Genomic DNA, 26,675 nt, shown 5'->3' with positions numbered 1-26,675 from the left:
CGGCGTCCTGACTTCCTCTAGCAGCCGGCCAGCTCGGCAGCGAGGTAGCTCTGCAGCTTGTCCAGGCTGACACGCTCCTGGACCATGGTGTCCCTCTCCCGCACCGTCACGGCGTTGTCCTCGAGAGTGTCGAAGTCGACGGTGACACAGAACGGGGTGCCGATCTCGTCCTGGCGACGGTAACGACGACCGATCGCTCCGGATGTGTCGTAGTCGACGTTCCACAGGGACCGGAGGTCGTCGGCGATCTTCTCCGCCGTCGGCGTCAGCGTCTCCTTCTTCGACAGCGGCAGCACAGCGACCTTCACCGGGGCGAGGCGTCGGTCCAGACGCAGCACCACCCGCTTGTCCACGCCACCCTTGGTGTTCGGGGCCTCATCCTCGGAGTAGGCGTCCACGAGGAAGGCCATCATCGCGCGGCCGAGGCCCGCGGCCGGCTCGATGACATACGGGATCCACCGCTCACCGGTGGCCTGGTCGAAGTAGGACAGGTCCTCCCCCGAGTGCTCCATGTGGGTCTTCAGGTCGTAGTCGGTGCGGTTGGCGATACCCTCCAGCTCACCCCACTTCGATCCCTGGAAACCGAACGCGTACTCGACGTCGACCGTGCGCTTGGAGTAGTGGGAGAGCTTCTCCCGGGGGTGCTCGAACAGGCGCAGGTTGTCTGGGTCGATACCGAGGTCGACGTACCAGTTGTACCGGTCGTCGATCCACTTCTGGTGCCACTCCTCATCCTCACCCGGCTTGACGAAGAACTCCATCTCCATCTGCTCGAACTCGCGGGTGCGGAAGATGAAGTTGCCCGGGGTGATCTCGTTACGGAAGGACTTTCCCGTGTTGGCGATACCGAAAGGCGGCTTCTGGCGGGAGGCTCCCAGCACATTCTTGAAGTTGATGAAGATGCCCTGTGCGGTCTCCGGGCGCAGGTAGTGCAGACCCTCCTTGTCGTCCACCGGGCCGAGGTAGGTCTTCAGCAGACCGGAGAACGCACGGGGTTCGGTCCACTTCCCCGGCTGACCGGTCTCAGGGTCGTTGATGTCAGACAGACCGTTGGGCGCCGGATGGCCGTGCTTCTCCTCGTATGCTTCAAGAAGATGGTCCGCACGGTACCTCTTGTGGGTGTACAGCGACTCGACCAGCGGGTCAGTGAAGACCTCCACGTGGCCGGACGCCTCCCACACCTGGCGGGGCTGGATGACGGAGGTGTCGACACCCACGACATCCCGCCGGGACGTCACCATGTGGCGCCACCACTGGCGCTTGATGTTCTCCTTCAGCTCCACGCCGAGGGGACCGTAGTCCCAGGCGGAGCGGGTACCGCCGTAGATCTCGCCGGCCGGGAAGACCAGGCCCCTGCGCTTACAGAGGTTGACGACGGTATCGATGCTGCTGGCAGCCATGTGCTTCGGCACGCTCCTCGGAAGGCTCACTCGTGGACAATCAGACTCATCCTACCGGGGTTCTCCCCCGTGGCCATTTACCGGGGTGGTGACCCACCGTCCTGCCCGGGTTCGTCCTCCTGCCCCGCAGGACACAGGCAGGACAGAGCCAGGACAGAGGCAGGACAGGACCGGGACGCGACCGACACAGCAGCACCCGGGCATTAAAAAAGGGCCCGCGAAGTTGGGGGGGATTATCGCGGGCCCCGGCCACGCTGTCCTCGAAAGGATGGGGCCTTGTTCCCCGTTAACTGGCGGGGCGTTGGGGGGGGTTAACACCCGCACCAGGGGAACTGTCCCCAATTTACGGCGACCTCGGGTTGCTGTCAAATCCCGGATCACCGGGTTAGGCTGGGGTCATCATGAACACTGCAAGGGACCATTCAGACGACCGACCGCGCATCGGTCAACGCACCACGAGGCAGCGCACCGCGGTCGTCGGCGCCCTCGACGGACTGACAAGCTTCACCAGCGCCCAGGACATCCACGCCGCCCTCACCGCCAGCGGACAGAAGGTCGGACTGACCACCGTGTACCGCACCCTGCAGCAGCTCACCGCCGCCGGGATGGTCGACACACTCCAGGACGATTCCGGGGAGATGCTCTACCGCAGCTGTTCCACCGACCACCATCACCACCATCTCGTCTGCACCAACTGCCGGAAGACCGTGGAGATCGACGGCGGCCCGGTGGAGGCGTGGGCGGCGCGGGTGGCAGCAGACCACGGCTTCACCCTCGCCGGGCACACCGCCGACGTCTTCGGACTGTGCCCCGACTGTGCCGCCCGTCGCCGGGCATCCTGAACCGACCTGCGGCTCAGCCCGTCGCCACGTCGAAGACCGTCCCCAGCCCGAACGTGACGAGGGCCGCCCCCAGACCGATCCCGAGCTGCCGGAGAGCCCGCCACAGCGGCGGCTTTCCTGACAACAGTCCCACCAGCGCACCGGTGCACAGCAGGGCCACCCCGACAAGCGCCGCCGCAGTCACCATCGCCGGAAGACCGGACATGCCGAAGATCAGCGGAATCACCGGTATCAGCGAACCCGTACCGAAGCACAGAAAACTCGACACCGCCGCAGACAGACCCGACCCGCCCTGGTCCTGCTCGAGTCTCACCTCCTCCACCTCCGACTCGTCCACCGTGTCCAGCGCGTCGAGGTCGTTCATCCGCTCAAAGACCAGGTGAGCTTTCTGCTTCGCCTCCTCAGGACCCATCCCCCGGGCGCGGTAGACCAGCTCGAGTTCATTGCGCTCCACGTCCAGCTTCGGGACCGCCTCCTTCGTGCCCGGATCCGGGATCGAGGCGTCCAGAAGCTCCTTCTGCGAGGTCACGGAGACGTACTCCCCCGCCGCCATGGACAGGGCTCCGGACAGCAGACCGGCGATGCCTGCCGCGAGAACCGTCGACTGCCCCGCCCCCGCTCCGTACATGCCGAGTACCAGGGCGAAGTTCGATACCAGCCCGTCATTCGCGCCGAAGATCGCCGCCCGGAAGTCCCCTGACATCCGCGCCCTGCCGCGGGTCGCCAGTCCCCTGACGATCTCCGCGTGGATCTTCTCATCGGCAGCCATCTTCGCCAGGTCATCGCTGCGCTCGGCGTCGGTGAGGTAGTTGTTGCGGTCCTCTGCCGACTGCATCAGCGCCAGGACGAACACCGAACCGAACCGGCGGGCCAGCCAGGCGTTCATCCGGGTCCGCAGACTCGCCTTCTGCGGAAGCCCGACCTCATCACCGAGACGGTCCCTCCAGTACTGCTCGTGGCGGGCCTCCGCCTCGGCGATACCGAGCAGTATCTCCCGCTCCTCGCCCGTCCGGTTACGTGCCAGTTCACGATAGACCACACCCTCGGCCCGCTCATCGGCGAGGTAGCGTCGCCACCTCTTCAGGTCTTTTCTGGTGGGCTGGTCCTCCCCGGTCATTTCACACCACCGAACCTTCTGTCACGGCGGGCGTACTCGAGCACCGCCTCCCGCAGGTCATCCCTCGTGTAGTCGGGGAAGAGCACGTCCTGGTACACCATCTCGGCGTAGGCGGACTGCCACAGCAGGAAGTTCGAGATCCGCTGCTCACCCGAGGGACGGAGAAAGAGGTCCACGTCCGGCATCTCCGGCTCGTCGAGGTAAGTGGCGAACCGCTTTTCGGTGACCTCCCGGGGATCCAGCTTCCCCGCGGCGATGTCGGCGGCCACAGCCTTCACGGCATCGGTGATTTCGGCGCGACCGCCGTAGTTGACGCACATGACAAGGGTCAGCCGGGAGTTGTCCCGCGTCTGTTCCTCCGCCTTCTCCAGTTCGGAGATCACCGACCGCCACAGCCGGGGCCGACGCCCCGCCCACCGCACCCGGACGCCTTTGGCGTCCAGCTCGTCCCGGCGGCGACGCAGAACGTCCCGGTTGAAGCCCATGAGGAACCGGACCTCCTCTGCGCTCCGGCGCCAGTTCTCAGTGGAGAAGGCGTAGGCGGAGAGCCACTCCACCCCGAGTTCCAGGCACTCGTCCACAAGGTCCATCAGGACGGCCTCGCCCCTGCGGTGTCCTTCGGTGCGGGGCAGTCCGCGACCGGTGGCCCACCTGCCGTTCCCGTCCATCACCAGGGCGATGTGGCGGGGAACGAACTCTGCGGGGATCTCGGGGCGGGAAGGCGATGAAGTCACGGCATAGAGCCTACAGGGCGGCATAGCCCCGGCAGCCGTTCTCCGTCTGGTACCTGGTGTGTGCCAGCAGAAGAGAGTGCGCCTCCCGCAGGATCCCGCCTCCGTCGGGGGACGCCGCGATCTCCGCCACCGCGGACTCCCTGCCGTGGCTGAGCAGCCACAGCACCCGGACAGCGGCAGGGTCCGGCTCCACCGCACCCGGAGGGCGGCATCTGACACACACCGCCCCTCCGGCACCGGGATGGAATGCCCGGTGAGGGCCGGGCGCACCACACTGGGCGCAGTCCACCAGTGACGGTGCCCACCCTGTGGCGGTGAGTACCTCGAGTACGAGCCGGTCCGCCTGTGTCACGGCAGGCAGCAGCGTGGTCAGGGTTCCGGAGCCTGAGACGGTCTGCGGAAGCGTCCCCGTGGTGTCAGGGGCAGTGGACCTCCCTGTGCCCGGTCCTGTGCCCGGCTTCGTGGATGCCGCGAGGTCGCCCAGTGCCGCATCCAGTAGCTCGAGCACCGTTTCGGCGTCACTGTCGTCACCGCGCACGACCAGTTCCGTGATCTCCAGCATCGCCACCCCCGCGTAGAACTTGTCGACATCCGCGACAATGGCGGGCGCGTAGGTGCGCACCGCGGCCGCATCCGACAGGACCGCAAGTCCCCCGTCGGGCTTCGACCGGTTGCGCCCCGGATAGATGAGGACGTCCACGAGGCAGAAACGGTCAAGCCTCGCGCCGAAGCGGGACCTGGTGCGCCGCACCCCCTTGGCCACCCCCCGGACGATGCCGTGGTGGCGGGTCAGCAGCACGATGATCTGGTCAGCTTCCCCCAGGTCGTAGGTACGCACCACGAAAGCCTCGTCCCGGTAACTGGGACGGGAGGTTTTCGGCATGCCCTGAGTCTAGCGCCCGGGCCCGCATCGGCACCGTCCGCCCGCCTACGGTCCCGGCGTCAGAAACCCAGCCGTCCGAGCAGTTTCGGATCGGACTGCCAGTTCTTGGCGACCTTCACCCTCAGGTCCAGGTAGACGTTCTGTCCGACCAGTCCGATGATCGACTGCCGGGCGTTGTGGATGATCCTCCCCCACCGCCGGTTGTCTTTCCCGCGGAGAATCCTCTTCTGGCCTTCCCGTTCCAGGAAGATCACCGCGTGCACCTCGAGCACTCCCTCCCTGTCCTCGGACGGGAAGACCTCGTCGATCTGCACGGCCACCGAATGTGGAAGCTCGTCGTGCAGTCCCGACAGTGCCGCCTCGCGGATCAGCTCGGACATCCGGGTCTCACGGTCGTCGTCGGTGACATGGTCGTCCGGGTAGAACTTCGGCCCCTCGGGCAGCAGACCTGTGATGACGTCCAGCAGGACATCGAGCTGCACCTGCTCCTTCGCCGATACAGGCACGACCTCGGCGTCGACCCCGTCACCGGAGAGGAGGTCGTGCAGAGCGACCAGCTGGGCCCCGACCTCGTCCCTGGACGCCTTGTCCAGTTTCGTGACGATGCCGACGACCGGTGTACGGGGGGCGGACGCCCTCACCGCGTCAAGGATCCACCGGTCACCCGGTCCGATCTTCTCGTCGGCGGGGATGCACAGTCCGATGACGTCCACATCGGCGTAGGTCTCCTTGACGACCTCGTTGAGCCTTTCGCCCAGCAGGGTGCGCGGCCGATGGAGACCCGGCGTGTCGACGACGATGACCTGCGCGTCCGGACGGTGCACGATTCCCCGGATCGGGTGCCGGGTCGTCTCGGGTTGATCGGCGGTGATCGCGATCTTCTCGCCGACCAGCGCATTCGTCAGGGTGGACTTGCCGGTGTTCGGCCGTCCCACGAAGCTGACGAAACCGCTCCGGAAGCCCTCCGGGGCGGAGAAGTCCACCGGCGCGGCGGCGTCCTCCGGGAGGGAGGGGAAGTCAGGACTGTCGGTCATCGGGTTCTCCGGTCGTGTGATGGTTGTCGGTGCCGTCTGACAGGGTGTCAGGCCCGGCGGTGTCGGGTACCTCGCTGCGGACCGGGCCCGTCACAGGGCCGGTGGCGGGGCCGGTTGCAGGGCCGGTGACGACGACGGAACGGACCTTCACCCGTCCACGTCTGTCCCTGCCACCTTCGCATGTCAGGTGGAGTCCCGCCACATCCACCTCGGCTCCGGGCAGCGGGACCCGGTCAAGTTCGAAGGCGACGAGACCTGCGACGGTCTCCACGTCCTCGTACTCGTCGTCGTCGAACTCCACGCCGGCGTCCTCGTAGAGTTCGCGGAGGTCGTCCAGGCTGAGCCACGGCACGACCCGGTAGCTTCCCGGTCCGAGCTCCTCGATGTCGGCGACAGCGGAACCGTCGTACTCGTCGCTGATCTCACCGACGATCTCCTCGAGGATGTCCTCGATACTCACCAGTCCCGAGGTACCGCCGTACTCGTCGACGAGGACGGCGATGTGGATCTGGTCTCTCTGCATGTCCTCCAGCAGATCGTCGAGCATCCGGGAGTCCGGGACGAAGAACGGTTCACGCATCACCTCGGAGACGAGCACCAGTCTCGCCTCCTGGCCGGCGTCGTAGGTCCGGGTGACGAGATCCTTCAGGTACACCACACCGACAATGTCGTCGACACTCTCCCCGACGACGGGGATACGTGACAGCCCTGAACGGATGCAGAGCCGGGTGGCCTGGACCGCTGTCTTGTCCTGCTCGATCCACACCATCTCAGGGCGGGGCACCATCACGGTCCGGGCGGTCGTCGCGCCAAGGTCGAAGACGGACTGGATCATCTTGCGCTCGTCCCGTTCCACGACTCCGCGCTCCGAGGCGATGTCCACGGCCTCCCGCAGTTCAATCTCGGAGGCGAAGGGACCCGCCTTCAGGGCGCCGCCGCCGGTGAACAGACCGCCGACACGGATGAGCAGGCGGGAGAACGGGGTCAGGACCTTCGCCGCGACGAGCACCGCAGGTGCCGCCCGCAGCGACAGGGAGTAAGGATTGCGGCGTCCTGCAGTACGGGAAATCACGCCGACGATGACGTAGATCAGCAGGGTCGAGACGACCACGGCGACGACGATGGCCCACCCGGTGGGTTCGACGAGTGTTTCGGCGACGATGGTGACCAGCACTGCGGCGGAGGCCTCCAGCACGGTCCGTACGAGCACCAGGAGGTTGATGATGTCCGGCCTGCGGTCCATCACCCGCTGCAGTCGCGGGGCGCCGGGACGGTCGGCCTTGACGAGAGCCTCCACCCGTGCGACGGACAGCTGGGAGAGCGCCGTCTCCACCGAGGAGACGATCCCGGCGACAGGTACCACGACGACGGCGAGGGCGAGTAACCCGACAAGGGTGAGCCCGGTCATGATTCAGAAGCGCCGGGTGAGCCGGTGCCGGGTGAGTCGGTGCCACTGTCCGGATGCCCCGGGTCCCGGGACTCCCCGGGATCCCCGGCGTCCCCGGTGTCGTCACGGTCCGCCGCGGAGGGGAAGGCCCCCGCCCCGGTCGGCTTGGGTGCGAAGTGGACGCCACGTTCGACCTGCGAGTCGTACCAGTTGGCGAGGATCTCGTTCTGCAGGGCAAACATCCGCTGCTCATCCTCGGGCACGACATGATCGAAACCGAGAAGGTGCAGGACCCCGTGGACGGTGAGCAGGTCAAGTTCATGCGCCAGCGGATGGCCCGCCCGGTCAGCCTGGCCACGGGCGAACTCGGGGCACAGCATGATGTCCCCGAGGACGCCCGGACCCGGCGGAGGGCCGTCCTTGCGACCCCATCCCGGCGTCAGTTCGTCCATGGGGAAGCTCATCACGTCGGTCGGCCCCGGAAGATCGAGCCAGCGCAGGTGAAGGTCGGCGATGGTGTCCGGGTCGACGATGTGGATCGCCAGCTCCGCGGAGGAGTGCACGTCCAGGCTCCACAGGGCGAAGCGGGCGACGTCGATGAGCTCCTCCTCGTTGACCTCGCCGACCCCGGACTCGTTGTAGACCTCGATACTCATCGTCTCTTCCTTTCCGCCCGGATCTCCTCGCGGTCCTGCCGGGCAAGCTCTGCGGCCGCACCGGCCTCCGCCTCGAACCGGTCATAGGCCTCGATGATCCGACCCACCAGGTGGTGGCGGACCACATCGGAACTGTCGAACTCGGTGACCGCCACCCCGTCCACCCCCTCCAGGACCTGACGTGCCACAGTCAGACCACTGGTCTGGTGGGTGGGCAGGTCAACCTGGGTGAGGTCACCGGTGACGACCATCTTCGTGCCGAACCCCAGCCGGGTGAGGAACATCTTCATCTGCGCCGGTGTCGTGTTCTGCGCCTCGTCAAGGATGACGAAGGCGTCATTCAACGTGCGCCCACGCATGTACGCCAACGGTGCGATCTCGATCACACCGGACTCTATGAGTTTCGGTACCGCCTCCGGGTCGAGCATGTCCCCCAGCGCATCGTAGAGGGGGCGGAGGTACGGGTCGATCTTCTCGCCGAGAGTGCCGGGGAGGAAACCGAGCTTCTCCCCCGCCTCGACAGCCGGTCGGGTGAGGATGATCCTGGTGACCTCGTGCTTCTGCAGCGCCTGGACAGCCTTGGCGACAGCGAGGTAGGTCTTCCCGGTGCCCGCGGGACCGACACCGACCACCACGGTGGAGGTGTCGACGGCGTCGACGTACTCACGCTGTCCGCGGGACTTCGGTCTGACTGTCCGGCCCCGTCTGGTGACGATGGCGTCACCGGCGATATCCGCCATACCGGTGACCGTGCCCGGTCCGTGGCCCGACGTCACGCCCTCGCCGGCGGCACCGGCGGCGTACGGCGGGTCCGCGTCGACGAGGTCGACCGCCCTCCTGGTCAGGTCAGGTGTGATCACGTGACCACGTGAGGCCATGGACTCGAGTTCCCGCAGGACGCGGCGCGCACGGGAGACCTGGGCGGCCTCCCCCCGGACCGTGACACTGTTGCCACGGCTCAGCAGGTCCGCGGCGACATGGTCCTCGATGATGCGCAGGTTCTCGTCTGCGGTCCCTGCCACCGTCTGTGCCGTGTCCGGGTCGAGCTCGACCGTGGTGGAGGCGATACGCCTCGTTGGTTGCTTCACATTTCTCCTGTGTGACTGTTCTCGCCGGTGAAGTCTACCGTGCCCAGCGGTCCGTGAGCACGCCGACGGCCCCGAGTGCGACCGCCGCGGCAGCGGCGGAACGGTAGACCTCCGGGCCGAGGACGACCGGTCCACCCGGATCATCGAATGAGGCGACGACCGCGAGCTCGCGCGGCGACACCCCGCCTTCCGGACCGATGACGAGCACGATCTCGTCCACGTCGAGGTCGATCTCCGCCAGGGGCGTGGCCGCCTCCTCGTGGAGGACCAGGATCCTGGTCGTCTCCACCGGTTCCCGCCAGGGCCTCCCGGAAAGTGCACGCGGCAGGCCCGCGATGTCGGTGAGCAGCTCACCCACCACAGCACCCTCGGTCCTGCGGGACTGCTTCATCGCACTGACAGCGGTGGCCTCCCAGCGGGACCTGGCCTTGGCAGCCTTCCTGTCCCACTTCGCGATGCAGCGGTCAGCCTGCCAGGGGATGATCCGGTCCGCACCGGCCTGGACCGCCAGATCCACCGCCAGTTCGGAGCGCTCCGCCTTCGGCAACGCCTGCACCACCGTCACCCGTGGTCTGGGGGTACGCCGGGGCAGCACGCCCGTTCCGGTCGCTGTGTCACCCTCCCCGGTCCAGGTGGCGGTGACGCCCAGGCCTGCACCGTCGGTGAGGACGATCTGTTCGCCACGACGGATACGTTTGACCCCGGCATGTCTCGCCTCCGCAGGAGGCAGCCTGAGCAGCCCCGTCACCCCGGCCCGGTCGATCTGGGCCGGGAGATCCGGAACGAGGAACACCGGGTCGGTCATGGGCGGTTCACCCCGGGGTGACACAGATCGGTCACGCTACCGGCCGAACTTTCCGCGCAGCCGGGAGAACAGCCCGCCGGAACGCTCATTCTCCGTGGTCCGCACCCCCGAGGTCTCCTGGGAACGGTCGCGGAGCTCCTCGAGCAGCTCCCGGGACCGCCGGTCGAGCTCGGTGGGCACCGACACGTCGACATGGGCGATGAGGTTGCCGTGTCCCTCTCGACGCAGATGGGGCATTCCGGCGTCCTTCACCCGGACGACAGCCTCGGGCTGAGTGCCCGGTTCCACGGCCACGGTAACCACCGAGTCATCGAGCATGTCGACGTCGACACTGGTTCCCAGTGCAGCGTCCACCATCGGGACATGCACTGTCACATGCAGGTCATCACCCTCGCGGACGAAGCAGGGGTGTTCCTCGACACGGACTTCGACGTAGAGGTCCCCGGAGGGGCCACCGCCGGGCCCGACCTCGCCCTTGCCGGACATCCGGATCCTCATACCGTCCCGGATACCGGCCGGAATGTTCACCGTGATGTCCTGACGGGCGCGGACCCGACCATCACCGGCACACTCCTCGCAGGGGTCCCGGATGATCTCCCCGGTACCCTGGCACCGCGGGCAGGCCCGTGCTACCTGCACACGTCCGAGGATGGACTGCTGGATCTCCATGACCTGCCCCTGACCGTGACAGGTCGGGCAGGTCACCGGCGCAGAATGCGACTTCGAACCCGTGCCGTCACAGACGTCACAGAGCACGGCCGTGTCCACGGTGACCTCCCTCTGGACCCCGGTGAAGCACTCCTCCAGGGTCAGGTCCATCCGCAGCAGGGCGTCACTGCCGGGGCGCACCCGCGAGGCACGCGGACCCCCACCGCCACCGCCGCCGAAGAAGGCGTCGAAGATGTCACCGAAGCCACCGGCGTTGAAACCGCCGGCCGCCCCGCGACCGAAACCGGGGTCCTCGGGATCCCCACCGGCGTCGACGATGCGCCGCTTCTCGGGATCGGTGAGGACCTCCTGCGCCAGTGACGCCTCACGGAACCTCTCCGCCGCCTCCTCGGACGGGTTCACGTCAGGATGGTACTTACGGGCGAGACGACGGTAGGCCTTCTTGATCTCGGCCTCCGTCGCATCCTGCTCGACGCCGAGAATGGCGTAGTAGTCACGAGCCAAGGGATTCCTGTTCCTTTACTTTCCCAGTTGCTTTCTCAGTTGTGGTACTCCGTCGGCATTCTACTCTCCCGCGAGGATGCGGCTGACATAGTGGGCGACGGCATGGACCGAACTGATGGTTCCGGGGTAGTCCAGGTAGGTCGGCCCCAGGACGCCCATCCCCCCGAGAATCTCGTCACGGGAGCCGTAGCCGGTGGACACCACCGTGGCGGACTGCAGTTCCGCGGGAGTGTTCTCCTCCCCGATCGTGACCGAGACTCCCAGGTCCCGGACACCGGACAGGAGCCGGAGAACCACGACCTGTTCCTCGAGGGCGTCGAGCACGCCCTCGAGTTCGCCGACACGGACGATGTTCGGTGTACCGGCGATCATCAGCCGGTCGTTGGACCGCTCCAGCATCGTCTCGACAAGGACCGTGGCACAGGCCAGTGCGGCGTCCTTCAGCTCCGGGGGAACTCTCAGATCCTCACCCGAGGCCATTGCGGCGATCTCCGCCGAAGCGTCGTCGAGGGTGTGCCCGACGAGAGTGGAGTTGATGAGGTCCCTCAGGCGAGGCACGTCATCGTCCGGGAGGGGGGCAGTCAGATCCACGTTTCGCTGGTCTACCTGCCCGGTGTCGGTGATCAGCACCAGCAGCAGACGGGACGGTGCCAGCTTCACCACTTCACAGTGCTTGACACGCCCTCTCCTCAGGTCCGGCAGCTGGGCGACAGCCACCTGCCGGGTCAGCTGGGCGAGCAGTTGGACACTGCGTCTCAGGACATCGGCCATGTCGACACCCTCCTCGAGGAAACGGAGGATCGCGCGGCGTTCCGGGGCACTCAACGGCTTGATGCGGTGGATCCCGTCGACGAACACACGGTAGGCCTTCTCCGTGGGGATCCTCCCCGAACTGGCGTGCTGCTGGGTGATGAAGCCCTCGGACTCCAGCACGGCCATGTCGTTGCGTACGGTGGCCGAGGACACCCCGAGACTGTGCCTCTCCACCAGCGCCTTCGAGCCCACAGGTTCCTGGGTGGAGATGAAGTCCGCGACAATGGCCCGCAGCACTTCTCCGCGTCGCTGATCTGCCGTACTCGCCTTCGTCATAGGTCCAAGCCTAATAGGTCCCGGACCGGCCGGCGCCGACACAGCGTCGGTCCTCCTCGACGAGGATGTCGGTGATGATGCCGTCGGCGAGCAGCCGCCCGGCGTCGGTGACCCTGGTTCGCCCCCCGGACTTTTCCAGCAGCCCGAGACCGACATGCCGGGCCACCGTCTCCGGGGCCCCCGCGAGCATCTCGTCGGGCAGACCTTCGGACAGACGGAGCCCCGTCATGATCCTCTCCACGTGAGCGTCGGCGGCGCTGAGCATCTCGACCCCGGTGACCGGCGAACCTCCGGAGGACAGTGCCTCCGCGTACCGGCGGGGAAGCTTCGCGTTGACCAGCCTGGTGGTGCCGTCGTGACTGCCCTCGACACCCTCGCGCAGACGTACGCAACCGTGGGCTCCCGGACCGGCACCCCACCACTGGCCACCCCGCCAGTAGACGAGGTTGTGCCTGCACTCCCCACCCGGTCGCGCCCAGTTGGAGACCTCGTACCAGTGCATTCCGGCGTCCCGGAGCGCGGCGTCCACCATCTCGTAACGGTCGGCGTAGGTGTCTTCGTCGGGGGCGGGAAGCTGGCCCCGGCGGACCTTGCGGGCCATGGCCGTGCCGTCCTCGACGATGAGCGAATAGGCCGAGATGTGGTCCACCCCGGTCGCCAGGGCGGCGTCCAGGCTACGTCTCAGGTCCTCGTCGGTCTCCGTGGGCGTGCCGTAGATGAGGTCGAGGTTGACATGTCTGAACCCGGCCCCGGTCGCCTCCACCGCCGCGGCGGTGGCCCGTCCCGGGGTGTGGTTGCGTTCCAGGATCTTCAGCACCCGGGCTGAGGCGGACTGCATGCCGAGCGAGATCCGGGTGAAGCCTGCGTCCAGCAGGGTCGCGAAAAATTCCGGTGAGGTTGATTCCGGGTTGGACTCCGTGGTCACCTCGGCGTCCGGTGCAAGACCGAGGCTGCGCCGCACCGCGCGCAGCACCCCGGCAAGTCCGTCCGCGCCCAGCAGGGACGGGGTGCCTCCCCCGATGAACACCGTGGACGGCGGCCCCGGGCGGTCCCAGTCAGCTGCCGCCCGGTCCAGTTCACGTTCCAGGGAACTGAGGTAGGTCTCCACCGAGGAGGTGCCGTCCTCGCCGGGAGTGTAGGTGTTGAAGTCGCAGTATCCGCAACGGGTGGTGCAGAACGGGACATGGATGTACAGGCCGTGTGTGTCGTGCTGCGTGTCCGCTGGCTGCGTGTCCATTGGCTGCGTGTCCATTGACTGCAGCGTACTCATCCCACCGCCGAACCGCGGCGTCGGTTGCGGTTACGGGCCCTGACACGCGCGAGGACTCTCTCGACCCTGGCTCGTTCAGCCAGGAACTCCGGAGGCGCCTCCCCCTGCATGTCGGCGACCAGAGCGGCGTGGTCGCCGACGACCTCCCGGTTCCAGGTCGCCACCGTGTCCCTGGTGTGACGCCAGGCGCGGGCGAACGACTGAGGAAGCAGGACTGTCTGACGTTCGACAGCTTCCTCGGTCTGGGCGACGACCCACTCTGCGAGCTCGGCGAGCTCCCCGGTGAGTTCTTCGTTGCGTCTCCGCAGTGTCATCCTCAGTGTCGCCGTGCTGACCACCGGCGGCTCCGGCACGGGTTGCGCGGTGGAATCCGGGAGTTTCTGCCGGGGATGCAGGAAGGACAGGGTCCGGCCCGGGTGGTACCAGGTGTCCGTGGGTGCCGACAGGGTCCCCGCGTTCACCCCGGAGACGAACGCCTGGCGCAGCCCGTTGAGCTCCGCGAGATACTGGCGCACTTCCGGTCTGCCCTGCTCCACGGACTCGGCGAGCTCCTCCATGCAGTCCCCGACCAGCAGGACGTCCCAGTCCGTCATTGCCGCGGCGACGTGGTCGATACCCTCCGCGATCTCGTCACCGATGTCGTACACACCCTGGGTGAGCTCCCGGAGACGCAGGCGGGCGGCATCGTGCACGTCGGTCTCCTCTCCTCAGGCGTCATGGTGGAACGTGACAACCATAGGACAGACGACACCCCGGCCACGGGAGGCGGGGCCGGGGTGTGACGGGTGTGGAGGACGGGTTCTCCAGAGGTCAGTGGGAGGTGTAGATCCACGCGATGTCGTCGGCGAAGTTCCGCGCCACGGCGAACCGCTTGACCTTCATCGACGGTGTCATCTCGCCCCGTTCCTCACTGAAGTCACGGGCGCAGATCCGGAACTTCTTGATGCCTTCGGCGTGGGAGACGGTGTCATTCGCCTCATTGACGGCGTCCTGGATCTCCGCGCGCAGGACCGGGTTCTTCGCCAGCTCTCGCACCGGGGTGTCGGCGTCGACGTTGTTGCGCTTCTTCCACGCCGGGAGGGCATCCTCGTCCAGGGTGATGAGGGCGCCGACGAACTTCTGGTCGTCTCCGACGACCATCGCCTGGGAGATCAGCGGAGCCGAGCGCAGTATGTCCTCCAGCGGCCCCGGGGAGACATTCTTGCCTCCTGCGGTGACGATGATCTCCTTCTTCCTGCCGGTGATCTTCAGGTGGCCGGTCGGCAGCAGGGCGCCGAGGTCTCCGGAGCGCAGGAAACCGTCCTCCGTGAAACTCTCCCTGGTCGCCTCCTCATTGTTCCAGTAGCCGTCGAAGACGACGACGCCTTTCATGAGGATCTCACCGTCGGCGGCGATTCGGACGGTGTTGCCGCCGACAGGCTTGCCGACGGTGCCGATGATGTTGTCGGGTTCGAAGTTCACGGCGATGGCGGCCGTTGTCTCGGTCATGCCGTAGCCTTCGTAGATCCGGACGCCGATACCGCGGAAGAAGTGCATGAGCTCGGGGTTCAGCGCCGAACCTCCGGAAATGCAGTACTGCAGTGCGCCGCCGAGCGCTTCACGCACCTTGCGGTAGACCAGCCGGTCGAACAGGGCACGGCGCGCACGAAGCAGTCGACCGGGCCCCTCAGGGGTGTCGGCGGCCTTGGAGTACTCGACGGCGGTCTTCTCCGCGAGGGGGAAGATCTTCGCGCCGACGCCTCCTCCGTCGACGGCCTTCGACTTCACCCCGGCGTGCACCTTCTCGAAGACCCTGGGGACGCCGAGGATGAGATGCGGCTGGGCTCGGGTGAACTCGGGGACGAGGGTGGACATGTCCGACCAGTGTGACTGGGTCGCCCCGCCCAGGGTGGTCGCCAGTGACACCGCCCGGGACAGCACGTGCGCCAGGGGGAGGAATGTCAGGCCCCGGTTGCCTTCGACGGCGATGCCGCCGATCGGGTTCGTGAGGATCGCACGGACCTCACCGAGCCAGTTGGAGTGCAGCAGCCTGCAACCCTTGGGCCGGCCTGTGGTGCCGGAGGTGTAGACCAGGGACGCAAGGTCGGAGGATCGGGTGGCGTCGATCCTGGCGTCGACGTCGGCGTCGGAAATGTCCTTCCCTTCCTCGATGAGCGTGTCGACCGCCCCTTCGGTGATGGTCAGGACCCGGTCGAGGTGGGCGCCTGACCCGTTGTCCGGTCCCGCACTCGTTGCCGGGGAACCGGAGTTGACGAACGTCTCCAGGCGGGTGGCGTGGCCGGACTTCTCGGCGATCCCGATCCGTGCCCCGGAATCCTCGACGATCCACTCACACTGCGAGGTCGAGGACGAGGGGTAGATCGGCACGGAGACCGCGCCCGCGGCCATGATCGCGAAGTCGAAGAGGTTCCACTCGTAGCGGGTGTCCGACATGAGGACCACCCGGTCACCCTGTTCGACACCGTTGGCGATGAGACCCTTGGCGACACCGTAGACCTCGCGGAGGAACTCGTCGGCCCGGACGTCGACCCACTCGAACTTCCGGGGGCGGCTGTAGAGAACGGTCTGCGGCCGACGTCGGGTGTTGTCGCGCAGAACGGTCAGACAGGTTTCGTTCTCTCCGACCGTGAACAGTGCCTCCGAGGAGTACTCCTGCATGTCTCTCCTTACAGTCAGTGCCTGAGTGTGGCTCGCGACACATTGTGAAATCATCAATATGCGAACATACCCCCGGGGATTCTGTCGCGGGACAAATCGGGAAGATCAGCTCAGAAAATCGCCGTGACCGCCCATACTATTACAAGGAAAACGATAAGGAGGACCAGGGCCTGCCGTACCCGTGAATGCTGCTTCACCGCCGGGCACCTCCTTCCCTGTCTCTGTCACCCGGTCCGGCACCGGAACCGCCGCTGCCACGGGAGACACCACCGAAAGCCCGGCGCTCCGCCTCGTCAGGGGGAAGAACAAGGGCAAGGACGCGGAGCAGGACCACTGCCGCCGCCAGAGCGACGACAGAGAGTGCCGCCAGCACCAGAGGAGTCTGGAACCACACCGGCAGGCCGATCACCCACTGCTCGAATCCGTCCGTCACCCGGTCGATACTACCCGGACACCGGCCCCGACCCGGACAGTCCCCGTCGGCTCAGCAACGGTGCGACACTGCGTTGCCTGCCCCTGAACATCCAGAAAGCGTCGTCGTAGTCGATCGTCGCACCACGCGACAGGATCATCCGCCGGAACCTCTCCCCCGCAAAACGCACGTCGTCCGGGTCCGGATGCTGTGTCACCTCTCCGGCGGCCGCACCGGTGTCGACGAAACCGTCGAAGCCGTCGGCGTCGAGAACCTCCGCCCACAGGTAGCTCCAGTAGTCCGCCGAATAGCCGCCGGCGAAGATGTGGCTGAAGAAGGTCGAGGAGTAGCGGGGCCCCACACCGGGAACTGTGAGACCGGCGTCCTCCAGCGCCGCACGCTCGAACGCCGCCACATCGGTGACCTCGGCGGCCCGGCGGGACGACAGCCGGTGCCAGGCAAGGTCCACCCGGCAAGCGGCGATGAACTCCGTCAGGGCGACCCCCTGCCCCCACCGGGCCTCGGCCTTCACCGCCGACACCAGGTCAGGAGGCAGCGGCTCCCCGGTCTCGACGTGCCGCGCGTAGTGGGAGAGGACCTCCGGCTCCAGCGCCCAGTTCTCGTTGATCTGACTCGGGAACTCCACGAAGTCCCGGGGCACGTTGGTCCCCGACAGTGACGGGTACCGCACATCGGAGAGCAGTCCGTGCAGTCCGTGCCCGAACTCGTGGAACAGCGTGGTGACCTCGTCGAGGGAGAGTAACGCCTCCTCCCCCTCCGCCGGCCTGGCGATGTTGAGGACGTTGACGACCACCGGAGTCTGCCCCAGCAGCCTGTTCTGGTCGACGAAGCTGCTCATCCACGCTCCGCCCCTTTTCGTCGGACGGGCGTACAGGTCGGTGAGCAGCAGACCGAGTGACTCTCCGCCCCGGTCCGGACCTTCACTGACCTCCCAGACCCTGACATCCGGGTGGTATCCGGCCAGATCGTCCCTGGGGGTGACCCGGATTCCGTAGAGCCGTTCGGCCGCGTAGAAGACGCCGTCACGCAGCACCCTGGTCAGCGGAAAGTACTTTCTGAGCCCGGAGGTGTCCACCGCCAGGTCCTCCTCGCGCAGTCTGGCGGACCAGTAGGGCAGGTCCGCCTCGCCGAGGGTCTCCGCCTCCACTCCGTTGACGTGCGCGAGATCGAGGGCACGCTTGTGCTCGCCGAGGGCGTTGTCGACGGCCGCCGGTGTCACCGTGTCCAGCAGCTCTTCGACAGCGTCGACCGTTCCTGCAGTCTCCCCCTCCGCCACGAACTCCGCATGGTGGGCGTAGCCCAGAAGCTCCGCACGCCGGGCCCGCAATCTCACGGTCTCCAGGACCACACCGGAATTGTCCGCCGCTCCTGCACTGCCGCGCGCCCGCGATGCCGAGGCGATCTCGCGGCGCAGGTCCGCGTCGGCGAGCTCCTCCAGCACCGGCTGCACGGCCGGCAGTCCGAGCCGGATCAGCCAGCCCTGTCTGCCCTCCGCCTCCGCGTCGGCGCGCAGCTGCTCCCGGCGCGACTCGTCGAGGCCCTCCAGTTTCGCTTCATCGGTCACGGCCACGGCGTTGCGTACGGTGGACTCCATGAGGTTGCGGGAGAACCTGGTGGACAGTTCCGCCAGGCGGGTGTCGATCGCCGCCAGTTCCTCCCGACCGGCGTCGTCGAGGTCCGCCCCTCCCCTGCGGAAGGCTCGCAGCCAGTGGTCGAGCAGAGCGGCGTTCTCACTTCCCTCGGGCTGGGCAGGCATTGCCTTCACCCGGGCGTACAGCTCCCGGTCGAGCAGGATGCGGGAGTTGTGGGCGGAGAGCTCCGGCGCCACGGTCTCCTCGACGGCGGTGATCTCGTCGGTGGCGTCCGTCCCCGCGTAATTGAACACGATGGCCAGCACACGTTGCAGCATCTGGCCGGACGCCTCCAGTGCGTCCATGGTGTTCTCCCAGGTCGGGGGTTCGCTGAGACCTGTGATCGCGGCGATCTCGGCGTCGTGCTCCTGCAGTGCGGTGCGGAAGGTCGGCACCAGGTCGCTGACCCGGACCGCGGCGAAGTCCGGGAGTTCGTGGTCGAGGGGGGAAGGTTCCAGCAGCGGATTCATGCCCTCAAGGGTAGCCGGGGCCCTAGAGTGGTCCGCATGACCGACTCCCGGGCACCGCTGTTCACCACCCCGCACGGCACCGTCTCCGGCACCCGCCGCGGTGGCGTCCACGTGTTCCGCGCTGTGCCTGTGGCGCACAGTCCGGGGTTCGCCCCGCCGGCACCGCCGGAGTCCTGGCAGGGGGTGCTGGACTGCTCCGACTCCTCCCGCCGCCGGGGTCTGCGAACGGCCACCACCGTCTCCGTCTTCGCCCCGGAGGGGGCGGAGGTGGCGTCCTGTCCCGTCATCGCGTGGATCCACGGGGGCCGTTTCGAGGAGGGCCACGGTGACGACGGATTCTACGACGGGTCGGTCCTGGCGTCAGCGGGGTGCGTCGTGGTGACCCTGAACTACCGGAAGTGTCTCGAGGGTTTCATCCCCCTGGACGGGGACACCCCCGGCGCTTTCCGGGGGGTGGATGACCTCGTCCACGCTCTGCGGTGGGTGCAGGACGCCGTGTCCGCCGTGGGCGGTGACCCGGACAATGTCACCCTGGCGGGCCAGTCCGCCGGCGGCGGGCTGATCATGCAGCTGCTCACCGAACGCCGTGCGGACGCCCTGTTCCACCGGGCCGTGGTCCTGTCTCCGGGACTGCCGAGGATCCGGCCGCGCAACGGCTGGAGGCTGCGCCGGGCGGTCACGGCGGCGGGTCTCGGCGGTCCCCTCACCCTGGAACGGGTCAGCGATCTCGGCGAGGACCGGCTGCGGCGGGCGTACCGGCTGCTCGCCGGCGTCTACGCCACCGACTGCGCCCTCGGGCCGGGACCGGTCGACCTGCACCGGCTGCGTGACGTCCCTCTGCTGGTCTCGACCATGGAGGATGAACTGGTCCGCTTCCCCGGGGTGGCCGGGACGGACCGGTGGCTGCACCGTTCCGGTCTCCCCGCCGGGGTTCTGGCCCCGGGGATGCTGGCGCTGGGGGTCCCTCCGGGCAGTCTCGCGGCATGGTGCCGTCAGGTCGACGGTGACCGCCCGTTGGGACGGACCGTCGGCGACACGATGGTCCGACGGTGGGCCTCTGGACTGCTCGAGGCCGCTCCCGGCCGTGATGTCTGGGCCTGTGAGTTCCGGGGCGGGGAGCTGGCCGACGGGCAGCGGATCGACGCTCTCCACTGCGGTGAACTCCCCGTACTGTTCGGCACCGTCGGTGTCGACCCCCCACTGGTGCGGAGATTCTGCGGGCCTGACGCCCCGCACCGTCTGGAAGGGCTGGGAAGGGAGCTGCGCTCGGAGATCGTGTCCTTCGCCCACGGCCGGGAGCCGGGGTGGCCGCGGTGGGCGGAGGGGCGGATCTCACGCATCTTCGACCTGACCGGTGGTCCCTCCACGACCGGTCGGGACATCCTCCGCACTGTCCGGACCCTGCTGCCACTGTGACCGGGTGACCGTCACTCGCCCGGTTGTCGGGCCCGGCCCTACACTGAACCGCATGACTCTCACCTTCCCTTCCCTGGAGACCCTGCGTGCCCGCGGCACGATGAAGTGGACGCGCTACCCTGCCGACGTCCTGCCCCTCTGGGTCGCTGAAACTGACTTCGGGACCTGCCCCGCCGTCGCCGCGGCGGTGCAGGACGCCGTGGACCGGGAGTACTTCGGATATCCGGTGGCGGGGCCGGCGTCCCGGGACCTCGCCGAGGCGGTGGCGTCCTTCGTCGAGCGTCGTCACGGGTGGGTGATCGACCCCGCTGCCGTGACATACTGCCCTGACGTGGTCAAGGGCGTGATGGTGGCGATCGAGGCACTGACCGGTGAGGGGTCGACGATCGTCATCCCGATGCCCGCCTACCCTCCCTTCCAGAAGATTCCCCAGGCGACACGGCGCCCGGTGATCTATGTGCCGATGAAGGGCGACACCTTCGACCTCGACGCACTGGAACGGGCCTTCACCTCCGACGCCAACCCGAACGGGGTCGGCTCCATGGTCCTGTGCAACCCCTTCAATCCCTTGGGCAGGGCGTTCACCGCCGAGGAACTCCGCGCGGTGGTCAGGTTGGCTGACGCCCACGGTGTCCGGATCATCTCCGACGAGATCCACGCACCCCTGGTCTTCTCGGGGCACCACATCCCCACAGCGAGTGTCTCGGACACGGCGGCGGAGATCACCGTCACCGTCACCGCCACGTCCAAGGGGTGGAACACCGCGGGACTGAAGTGCGCGCAGATCATCTCCACCTCCGCCGAGGACGCCCGCACCATCGGACACCTGTCGAACCTGCTGACAGGGGAAGCCTCGACCATCGGGACGGCTGCGGCCACCGCCGCGTACACCAGCGGTTACGACTGGCTGCTGGAGGAGGTCGACCATCTCCACGCGAACTGGGGGTACCTGGCTGAACAGCTCCCCCGCGTGCTGCCCGGGGTGCGGCTGCCCCGCCAGGAGGCCACCTTCCTCGCCTGGCTCGACCTGTCCGAGGTCGACCGGCTGCGCGGTGCGGACGGGACCGTCACCCGTCCGGCGGAGCGTCTGCGCACTTTCGCGAAGGTGGCACTCAACGAAGGCACGGACTTCGGGACTGTGGGCGCCGGTCATGCACGGCTGAACTTCGGCACCTCACGGGAGGTCATCGACGAGGCCCTGGACCGCATCAGCTCGGCTGACCTGCACGGCGGCGAGAACTGTTCGGGAGACAAGTGAACAGTCTCACCCGTATCCTGCGTTCGACCCGGCAGCTGTGGCCGTACTATGTCATGGTGGTCGTGGCGTCCACCGGTACCGCCCTGCTGACACTGGCGTCACCGTTCCTCATCAAGGCTGCCACGGATGTGATCGTGGACGCCGCGGGCGGGGGACGCGACATCCCGGATGCGACGAAGGCTGTCGTACTCATCGCCCTCGGACTGTTCGCGACGGAACTGGCCTTCACTGTCGTCCACAACATCGGCGGCTGGTTCGGTGACGTCCTGGGCGTCCGGATGCGGCAGCTGCTGTCAGACAGGTACTTCGCACGGCTGCTCTCACTGCCGCAGACGTATTTCGACCGACAGGTGACCGGTACCGTCATCTCCCGGCTCGACCGGTCGATCCTCGGCCTGACCCAGTTCATCCAGAGTTTCGCGAACAACTTCTTCTCGATGCTGCTGACGGTCGTCCTGGTGCTCGCCGTAGTCGCCTGGTACTACCTCCCCCTGGCTCTCCTGCTCGTCATCATCTTTCCCCTGTACCTGTGGCTCACGGCGCTGACAAGTCGGCGATGGATGAGGTGGGAGGTCGACAAGAACCGGCACATCGATGTCGCGCAGGGCCGTTTCGCCGAGGTCATCGGCCAGGTGAAGGTGGTGAAGTCCTTCGTCACCGAACGTCGGGAGCTGCGTCACTTCCAGGAGCATTTCGCCGACACCGTGGACCTGACAAAGTCACAGTCACGGTGGTGGCACCTCATGGACACGGTGCGCACCGGCGGGATGAACGTGATCTTTCTGGCGATCTACCTGATGCTCTTCCTGCGCACGCTGCAGGGACATTTCAGCCTGGGTGACATGGTGCTGCTGGTCCAGCTCGTGGCGACGGTGAGGGGGCCGGCGTCGATGATGAGCTGGATGGTGGATTCGGCTCAGAAGGCCGCCGCGGGGTCCCGGGACTACTTCGAGGCGATGGACGAGACCCCGGAACCGACCTCGGATCCGGCTCTCTTGGACGCCGCGACCCCGACGGGTCCGGACCTGGTGGAGCCTGCGGGCACGGTCGCTGTCCCGGCACCGACGTCACCGGACGCCCCGGTGATCGACTTCGACCGGGTGTCCTTCGGCTACGACTCCTCCGACGCCGCCGACGAGGTGATCCACCAGGTCAGTTTCACCGCCCACCACAATGAGAAGGTCGCTCTCGTCGGCGAGTCGGGTGGCGGGAAGTCGACCCTGGTCAACCTGCTGCTCGGACTGTACCGGCCCACCGGCGGGCACCTGAGGATCTGCGGCCACGACACCTCCGCCCTGACCTCCGCCCAGTTGCGGAGCATGGTCGGCGTGGTCTTCCAGGAGCCGTCCCTGTTCTCCGGGACCATACGGGAGAACATCGCCTACGCCAGACCTGACGCCACCGACGAAGAGGTCAGGGAGGTGGCCCGCCGGGCCAACGCCGACGAGTTCATCCGCGGCTTCGCCGACGGTTACGACACTCTGATCGGTGAGCGGGGACTTCGCCTGTCCGGCGGGCAGAAGCAACGCATCGCCGTCGCCCGGGCCATGCTGAAGGACGCCCCGATCCTCGTCCTCGACGAGGCGACGTCCGCGCTGGACACGCGCTCGGAGCAGGCGGTCCAGCAGGGGCTGGAAGAGCTGATGGTCGGCCGGACCACCCTGGTCATCGCCCACCGGCTGTCCACCATCGCCACAGTGGACACGATCGTCACCGTCGACGGCGGACGTGTCGACGAAATCGGTCCCCCTTCCCGGCTGGCGGTCTCGGGAGGGATCTACGCCGAGCTGCTCCGGCTCACCGCCAGTTCGTCGGAGGAGGACCGCCGGCGGCTGCGTAGCTTCGGTTTCCATGGGACAACCCCCGACGACGACGTGACTGTCGACGACGGGGGTTCACCGCGGGACGGGGTAGGGCCCTGACCCTGCCCAGACCCCGATCAGAGCCTGCTCAGACCCTGATCAGACCCTGATCAGTCCTTGGCGCCACCGATGATCCTGTTCGCGGCGTCCGTGACCTTGTCCTTGATCTCCTCGAACTTTTCCTTGACCTCGGACCTGACCTGGTCTGCACGGCCCTCGTTCTCCAGTGACTCGTTGCCCGTGGCGTCACCGAGGGCTTCCTTGGCCTGGCCTGCCAGCCCTTCAGCCTTGTTCTTTGCGTCGTCAATTCCGGACATGGCGCTCAACTCCCTGATAGTTCTGGTCTGGTTGTGGTGGTCCGACTGCCGGCGTCATGCTGTCTGCGCCGGCGGTACCGCACCGTTGTGGTACTGCTGCCGCGCTGTCGCGCAGTCTTCCTCCACTTCTACCCGAACTGTCCGGCAGGTGCATATGGCTCAGTTGCCGGAATCCCGGGTGTAGTCGTAGAAACCCCTGCCTGTCTTCCTGCCCAGGTGTCCCGCCTGCACCATCCGGCGAAGGAGCGGAGGACATGCGTAGGAGGGGTCGCCGTACTCCTCGTGCATGACGTCGGCGATGAAGGCGCAGGTGTCCAGTCCGACCATGTCCGCCAGTGTCAGCGGGCCCATGGGGTGGGACGCGCCGAGCTTCATGCCGGTGTCGATGTCCTCCTTCGATGCCACACCCTGTTCGACCATCCGCACCGCCGAGAGGAGGTACGGGACCAGCAGGAAGTTCACGATGAATCCGGACCGGTCCTTCGCCAGGATCGCGGTCTTGCCGAGAACCTCGGTGGCGTAGGTGCGGGCGGTCTCCACGGTGGCGTCCGAGGTGGTGAGCGCGGGGATGACCTCCACAAGCCTGAGCACCGGCACCGGGTTGAAGAAGTGCAGGCCGATGACCCTTTCCGGGTGTTTCGTGGCCGAGGCGATCGACTGGATCGGCAGCGAGGAGGTGTTGGAGCACAGGGGAGCGGACGTGTCCTCGACAATGGCGTCGAGCCTGGAGAAGACGTCCTTCTTGATGTCTTCGTTCTCGATGATGGCCTCCATCACCAGTTCACGGTCCGCGAAATCCGCGAGGTCGGTGGTGTATGTCAGCCGACCGAGGGCGGCGTCCCTGTCTTCCTCGGTGAGTTTTCCCCTGTCGACGGCCCTGGCAAGCGACTTTTCGATCCTCGCCTTCCCCGTGTCGAGGAACCTCTGCTCGGTCTCCCAGACCAGGACCTCACTGCCTGAGCGGGCCGCTACCTCGGCGATGCCTCCACCCATCTGGCCTGCTCCGATGACGCCTACACGCTGAACCATCCACTGCTCCTTGCTGTACGGGCCGGCCGGTGCCGACCAGCAGATCACTTATATCTTCATAGTGTAACCCGTATCACGGTGTCGGTGAGATGTTACCCGGGACAATCCCGACAGTCCGGTGTACCGGACACAGAACACCCCCGGCACCTGACGTGGCCGGGGGTGGTCTGCTGACGTTTCAAGAGGAGAATGCGCAGCAGCCGTATATGAGTTCCCTTCGGGTCCGGAAATTCCCGCTGATCACGGGAACACCACCGAAGATACGGGCCGATTCTGTCAGGAAACTGTCAGCCTGCTGCGGTCTTCTTATGACTGCGGGAGGGGGCCGGGCTTCCCCACCGCCGCCATGTGACTCTGGGTACCGTCGAAGAGGTTGAACAGCACCGGCGACCCGCTCGAGAGCGTTCCCACCACATGCACCCGGCCGTCGTCACCGAAGACGTAGAGGGGGCTGCCCGAATCCCCGGCGATGGCGGGTATCAGCGCGAAAACTTCCTGGGAAGTGGTGTTGACCGACAGGACAGGGCCACAGGTGCGCCCGGTCATCGCACCGTCCTTGCACACGATCGTGCCGACGAGGTTCTGAGACACCGGGACTGGGTCACCGGACTCCAGCCGGGGGGCTGCGAACAGGGCGTCAAGCTCACTGATGCCGGTGTTCGGACGGCTGCTGATTCCCGTGTCATCCGGGTCGACTGAACTGTTGAGACGGAACCACGCGAAATCGTCGAGTCCCGCGTCAGGGGCGTAGATGCTGGCGTCCCCTTCCATCACGTAGTCACTGTCCCTGAGATCGGCGGAGTCCGCGAGCAGGTCGCCGGACAATGTGTTGACGGAGACGGCCCTGCCGCCGAGGTGCTCAGGGTCGAGGCAGTGACCGGCGGTGATGCCGTAGTAGGTGTCTCCCTGTCGGGCGACGGAATTCAGGGTGCACAGCCCCTGGTCCCCCTTGTCCGTGGTGATGACTATGGGAGCTCCGCCGTGGGTGGTGGTGGCTGCCGCCGGTGAGGCGACGGCAGGAGCGACGGCGGTGGCCATGACGGCCAGCACACCGAGGGCAGTGGTTTTCCGGTGGAATCTCATGGCTGCAGTGTAGCCTGAGCTGCCACCGCTGTGCCGGACATTCACCACCCCCGGTCAACGTGACCTCAGTAGGTGGAACCGGGCTCGAATTCCGTCAGCATCCTCTCCCCCCGCAGGAGACGCCGGTAGTTCTCCACGGTCGGCCCGACCAGCTGAGCGTCCATCGACGACACCGTGTTCGCCGAGTGGGTGGTCACGGTGACATTGTCCATGGTCCACAACGGATGTCCGTCCGGGAGAGGCTCAGGATCGGTGACATCGAGTCCTGCACCGGAGACCTGCCCCGACCGCAGGGCGTCCACGAGATCATCGGTGACCACCACCGGACCGCGCGCGACATTGACCAGGGTCACACCGGGACGGCACAGTGCCAGGGTCCGGGCATTGATCAGCCCCCGGGTCTCAGGTGTCAGGGGCGCAGACAGAATGACATGGTCCGCCAGCGGGAGAGCCTCATCGAGACGGGAGAACGGCAGAGTCTGGACCGCTCCGTCGACGGGGCGTCCGGAATGGTTCACCGCGACAGTCTCCGCACCGAAAGGCGTGAGCATGTCGATCAGGTGGCGTCCGATGCCGCCGGCACCGACGATGACGACCGTGGATCCCCCGAGCCATCGGGTCCCGGCGTCCACGTCCCGCCACACCTTCCAGCTCGCGGCCCGTGCGATTCGTACGTGCATGTGGATGACGGACAACAGCAGCCCCACAGCAGCTTCCGCGACCTGCCGTCCGTACACGCCCGAGGCGTTCGACCAGCGCCGGTCGCCCGCGGGCCCTGCGGTGACCAGACCGGCCCCGATGAACCCTTCGATCCCGGCCTGGCACAGCTGTACCCATTTCACCCTGTCCGGCAGCTCGGGGAAACGCTCGGGGCGGACGGCGACACAGATGAAGGCGTCGGCGTCCGCGATGTCGTCGACGATGACCGCGCCCTCCGCTTCGAGAGCGGCGGCGGTCAGCGGAAGCGGGTGTGTACCGATGTACACCTGCAGTGGACGGTCGACGGGCGTGCTCCCGCCGTCGGAACGGTTGCTCATGTG

The 26,675-nt window shown here is 67.0% G+C and carries 24 protein-coding genes; 4 read left to right on the top strand and 20 right to left on the bottom strand.

Going from position 1 to position 26,675, the window contains the following annotated elements:
- Positions 1-17: 17 nt before the first annotated feature.
- A complete protein-coding gene (locus E0E18_RS00265) occupies positions 18-1,400 on the bottom strand; it encodes a glycine--tRNA ligase (RefSeq protein WP_066589194.1) in 1,383 nt (460 codons plus the stop codon).
- Positions 1,401-1,801: 401 nt separating this feature from the next.
- On the opposite strand from E0E18_RS00265, the gene E0E18_RS00260 reads away from it, so the two are divergent.
- Positions 1,802-2,242 carry a Fur family transcriptional regulator gene (locus E0E18_RS00260; RefSeq protein WP_066589204.1) on the top strand — a complete coding sequence of 147 codons (441 nt, stop codon included), beginning with the start codon at positions 1,802-1,804 and terminating at the stop codon, positions 2,240-2,242.
- Positions 2,243-2,255: 13 nt separating this feature from the next.
- On the opposite strand, the gene E0E18_RS00255 is transcribed toward E0E18_RS00260, so the two are convergent.
- The 15 genes from E0E18_RS00255 to E0E18_RS00185 form a co-directional block, all read right to left on the bottom strand.
- A complete protein-coding gene (locus tag E0E18_RS00255; RefSeq protein WP_066589207.1) occupies positions 2,256-3,359 on the bottom strand; it encodes a VIT1/CCC1 transporter family protein in 1,104 nt (367 codons plus the stop codon).
- A complete protein-coding gene (locus E0E18_RS00250; protein ID WP_066589213.1) occupies positions 3,356-4,117 on the bottom strand; it encodes an isoprenyl transferase in 762 nt (253 codons plus the stop codon). The genes E0E18_RS00255 and E0E18_RS00250 overlap by 4 nt, the downstream gene beginning before the upstream one ends.
- Positions 4,104-4,976, bottom strand: a complete 873-nt coding sequence (recO, locus tag E0E18_RS00245; protein ID WP_130839046.1) for a DNA repair protein RecO — start codon at positions 4,974-4,976, stop codon at positions 4,104-4,106. The genes E0E18_RS00250 and recO overlap by 14 nt, the downstream gene beginning before the upstream one ends.
- Positions 4,977-5,035: 59 nt before the next feature.
- Complete coding sequence (gene era, locus E0E18_RS00240; protein WP_419866031.1) at positions 5,036-6,010, bottom strand: GTPase Era; 975 nt, start codon at positions 6,008-6,010, stop codon at positions 5,036-5,038.
- Positions 5,994-7,418, bottom strand: coding sequence for a hemolysin family protein (locus E0E18_RS00235; RefSeq protein ID WP_130839045.1), 1,425 nt, complete (start codon positions 7,416-7,418; stop codon positions 5,994-5,996). Before E0E18_RS00235 ends, era begins: the two co-directional genes overlap by 17 nt.
- Positions 7,415-8,053 (bottom strand): rRNA maturation RNase YbeY, encoded by a 639-nt coding sequence (gene ybeY, locus E0E18_RS00230; protein ID WP_078057450.1) that lies wholly within the window; start codon positions 8,051-8,053, stop codon positions 7,415-7,417. The genes E0E18_RS00235 and ybeY overlap by 4 nt, the downstream gene beginning before the upstream one ends.
- Positions 8,050-9,141 (bottom strand): PhoH family protein, encoded by a 1,092-nt coding sequence (locus tag E0E18_RS00225; RefSeq protein WP_237559560.1) that lies wholly within the window; start codon positions 9,139-9,141, stop codon positions 8,050-8,052. Before E0E18_RS00225 ends, ybeY begins: the two co-directional genes overlap by 4 nt.
- A gap of 34 nt (positions 9,142-9,175) precedes the next feature.
- Positions 9,176-9,946, bottom strand: coding sequence for a 16S rRNA (uracil(1498)-N(3))-methyltransferase (locus E0E18_RS00220; RefSeq protein ID WP_066589226.1), 771 nt, complete (start codon positions 9,944-9,946; stop codon positions 9,176-9,178).
- A 36-nt stretch (positions 9,947-9,982) separates the two neighbouring features.
- A complete protein-coding gene (gene dnaJ, locus E0E18_RS00215; protein ID WP_130839043.1) occupies positions 9,983-11,119 on the bottom strand; it encodes a molecular chaperone DnaJ in 1,137 nt (378 codons plus the stop codon).
- A gap of 60 nt (positions 11,120-11,179) precedes the next feature.
- Positions 11,180-12,208, bottom strand: coding sequence for a heat-inducible transcriptional repressor HrcA (gene hrcA, locus E0E18_RS00210; protein WP_066589231.1), 1,029 nt, complete (start codon positions 12,206-12,208; stop codon positions 11,180-11,182).
- A gap of 10 nt (positions 12,209-12,218) precedes the next feature.
- Positions 12,219-13,460, bottom strand: coding sequence for a radical SAM family heme chaperone HemW (hemW, locus tag E0E18_RS00205; protein ID WP_237559559.1), 1,242 nt, complete (start codon positions 13,458-13,460; stop codon positions 12,219-12,221).
- A 14-nt stretch (positions 13,461-13,474) separates the two neighbouring features.
- Complete coding sequence (locus E0E18_RS00200; RefSeq protein WP_066589242.1) at positions 13,475-14,170, bottom strand: hypothetical protein; 696 nt, start codon at positions 14,168-14,170, stop codon at positions 13,475-13,477.
- Between the two features lie 118 nt (positions 14,171-14,288).
- The gene (locus E0E18_RS00195; protein WP_130839042.1) at positions 14,289-16,136 is read right to left on the bottom strand and encodes an AMP-dependent synthetase/ligase; all 1,848 of its coding nucleotides are present in this window, start codon (positions 16,134-16,136) and stop codon (positions 14,289-14,291) included.
- A 193-nt stretch (positions 16,137-16,329) separates the two neighbouring features.
- Complete coding sequence (locus E0E18_RS13940) at positions 16,330-16,569, bottom strand: hypothetical protein (protein WP_066589246.1); 240 nt, start codon at positions 16,567-16,569, stop codon at positions 16,330-16,332.
- A 10-nt stretch (positions 16,570-16,579) separates the two neighbouring features.
- Positions 16,580-18,670: a M3 family metallopeptidase gene (locus tag E0E18_RS00185; RefSeq protein ID WP_130839041.1), complete on the bottom strand. Its 2,091-nt coding sequence runs from the start codon at positions 18,668-18,670 to the stop codon at positions 16,580-16,582.
- A 36-nt stretch (positions 18,671-18,706) separates the two neighbouring features.
- Here E0E18_RS00185 and E0E18_RS00180 point away from each other — a divergent pair, with 36 nt between their 5' ends.
- From E0E18_RS00180 to E0E18_RS00170, 3 genes are read left to right on the top strand one after another with little or no spacing between them, the layout of a single operon-like run.
- A complete protein-coding gene (locus E0E18_RS00180; protein ID WP_130839040.1) occupies positions 18,707-20,086 on the top strand; it encodes a carboxylesterase family protein in 1,380 nt (459 codons plus the stop codon).
- A 52-nt stretch (positions 20,087-20,138) separates the two neighbouring features.
- The gene (locus tag E0E18_RS00175; RefSeq protein ID WP_130839039.1) at positions 20,139-21,344 is read left to right on the top strand and encodes a MalY/PatB family protein; all 1,206 of its coding nucleotides are present in this window, start codon (positions 20,139-20,141) and stop codon (positions 21,342-21,344) included.
- Entirely contained in the window at positions 21,341-23,266 is a 1,926-nt protein-coding gene (locus E0E18_RS00170; RefSeq protein WP_237559558.1) for an ABC transporter ATP-binding protein, read from the top strand. The genes E0E18_RS00175 and E0E18_RS00170 overlap by 4 nt, the downstream gene beginning before the upstream one ends.
- A gap of 50 nt (positions 23,267-23,316) precedes the next feature.
- Here E0E18_RS00170 and E0E18_RS00165 read toward each other — a convergent pair whose 3' ends face one another.
- The 4 genes from E0E18_RS00165 to E0E18_RS00150 form a co-directional block, all read right to left on the bottom strand.
- Positions 23,317-23,514 carry a CsbD family protein gene (locus tag E0E18_RS00165; RefSeq protein ID WP_110482552.1) on the bottom strand — a complete coding sequence of 66 codons (198 nt, stop codon included), beginning with the start codon at positions 23,512-23,514 and terminating at the stop codon, positions 23,317-23,319.
- A 168-nt stretch (positions 23,515-23,682) separates the two neighbouring features.
- A complete protein-coding gene (locus E0E18_RS00160) occupies positions 23,683-24,552 on the bottom strand; it encodes a 3-hydroxybutyryl-CoA dehydrogenase (protein ID WP_066590029.1) in 870 nt (289 codons plus the stop codon).
- Between the two features lie 306 nt (positions 24,553-24,858).
- A complete protein-coding gene (locus tag E0E18_RS00155) occupies positions 24,859-25,635 on the bottom strand; it encodes a chymotrypsin family serine protease (RefSeq protein WP_066590031.1) in 777 nt (258 codons plus the stop codon).
- A 65-nt stretch (positions 25,636-25,700) separates the two neighbouring features.
- The gene (locus E0E18_RS00150; protein WP_130839038.1) at positions 25,701-26,672 is read right to left on the bottom strand and encodes a D-isomer specific 2-hydroxyacid dehydrogenase family protein; all 972 of its coding nucleotides are present in this window, start codon (positions 26,670-26,672) and stop codon (positions 25,701-25,703) included.
- Positions 26,673-26,675: the final 3 nt, after the last annotated feature.

Source organism: Corynebacterium neomassiliense (genome assembly GCF_900626215.1).
In the GTDB taxonomy this organism is placed as follows: Bacteria; Actinomycetota; Actinomycetes; order Mycobacteriales; family Mycobacteriaceae; genus Corynebacterium; species Corynebacterium neomassiliense.
This window is presented reverse-complemented; position numbering and strand designations above follow the sequence as displayed.

Bases quoted from the DNA above. Each gene is read 5' to 3' on its own strand.
- E0E18_RS00250 (WP_066589213.1), bottom strand. From the start codon at position 4,117: ATGCCGCCCTGTAGGCTCTATGCCGTGACTTCATCGCCTTCCCGCCCC.
- recO (WP_130839046.1), bottom strand. From the start codon at position 4,976: ATGCCGAAAACCTCCCGTCCCAGTTACCGGGACGAGGCTTTCGTGGTG.
- E0E18_RS00175 (WP_130839039.1), top strand. From the start codon at position 20,139: ATGACTCTCACCTTCCCTTCCCTGGAGACCCTGCGTGCCCGCGGCACG.
- E0E18_RS00150 (WP_130839038.1), bottom strand. From the start codon at position 26,672: ATGAGCAACCGTTCCGACGGCGGGAGCACGCCCGTCGACCGTCCACTG.
- E0E18_RS00160 (WP_066590029.1), bottom strand. From the start codon at position 24,552: ATGGTTCAGCGTGTAGGCGTCATCGGAGCAGGCCAGATGGGTGGAGGC.
- E0E18_RS00180 (WP_130839040.1), top strand. From the start codon at position 18,707: ATGACCGACTCCCGGGCACCGCTGTTCACCACCCCGCACGGCACCGTC.
- E0E18_RS00220 (WP_066589226.1), bottom strand. From the start codon at position 9,946: ATGACCGACCCGGTGTTCCTCGTTCCGGATCTCCCGGCCCAGATCGAC.
- E0E18_RS00255 (WP_066589207.1), bottom strand. From the start codon at position 3,359: ATGACCGGGGAGGACCAGCCCACCAGAAAAGACCTGAAGAGGTGGCGA.
- hrcA (WP_066589231.1), bottom strand. From the start codon at position 12,208: ATGACGAAGGCGAGTACGGCAGATCAGCGACGCGGAGAAGTGCTGCGG.
- ybeY (WP_078057450.1), bottom strand. From the start codon at position 8,053: ATGAGTATCGAGGTCTACAACGAGTCCGGGGTCGGCGAGGTCAACGAG.
- E0E18_RS00265 (WP_066589194.1), bottom strand. From the start codon at position 1,400: ATGGCTGCCAGCAGCATCGATACCGTCGTCAACCTCTGTAAGCGCAGG.
- E0E18_RS00185 (WP_130839041.1), bottom strand. From the start codon at position 18,670: ATGAATCCGCTGCTGGAACCTTCCCCCCTCGACCACGAACTCCCGGAC.
- E0E18_RS00155 (WP_066590031.1), bottom strand. From the start codon at position 25,635: ATGAGATTCCACCGGAAAACCACTGCCCTCGGTGTGCTGGCCGTCATG.
- hemW (WP_237559559.1), bottom strand. From the start codon at position 13,460: ATGGACACGCAGCCAATGGACACGCAGCCAGCGGACACGCAGCACGAC.
- E0E18_RS00260 (WP_066589204.1), top strand. From the start codon at position 1,802: ATGAACACTGCAAGGGACCATTCAGACGACCGACCGCGCATCGGTCAA.
- era (WP_419866031.1), bottom strand. From the start codon at position 6,010: ATGACCGACAGTCCTGACTTCCCCTCCCTCCCGGAGGACGCCGCCGCG.
- E0E18_RS00235 (WP_130839045.1), bottom strand. From the start codon at position 7,418: ATGACCGGGCTCACCCTTGTCGGGTTACTCGCCCTCGCCGTCGTCGTG.
- E0E18_RS00195 (WP_130839042.1), bottom strand. From the start codon at position 16,136: ATGCAGGAGTACTCCTCGGAGGCACTGTTCACGGTCGGAGAGAACGAA.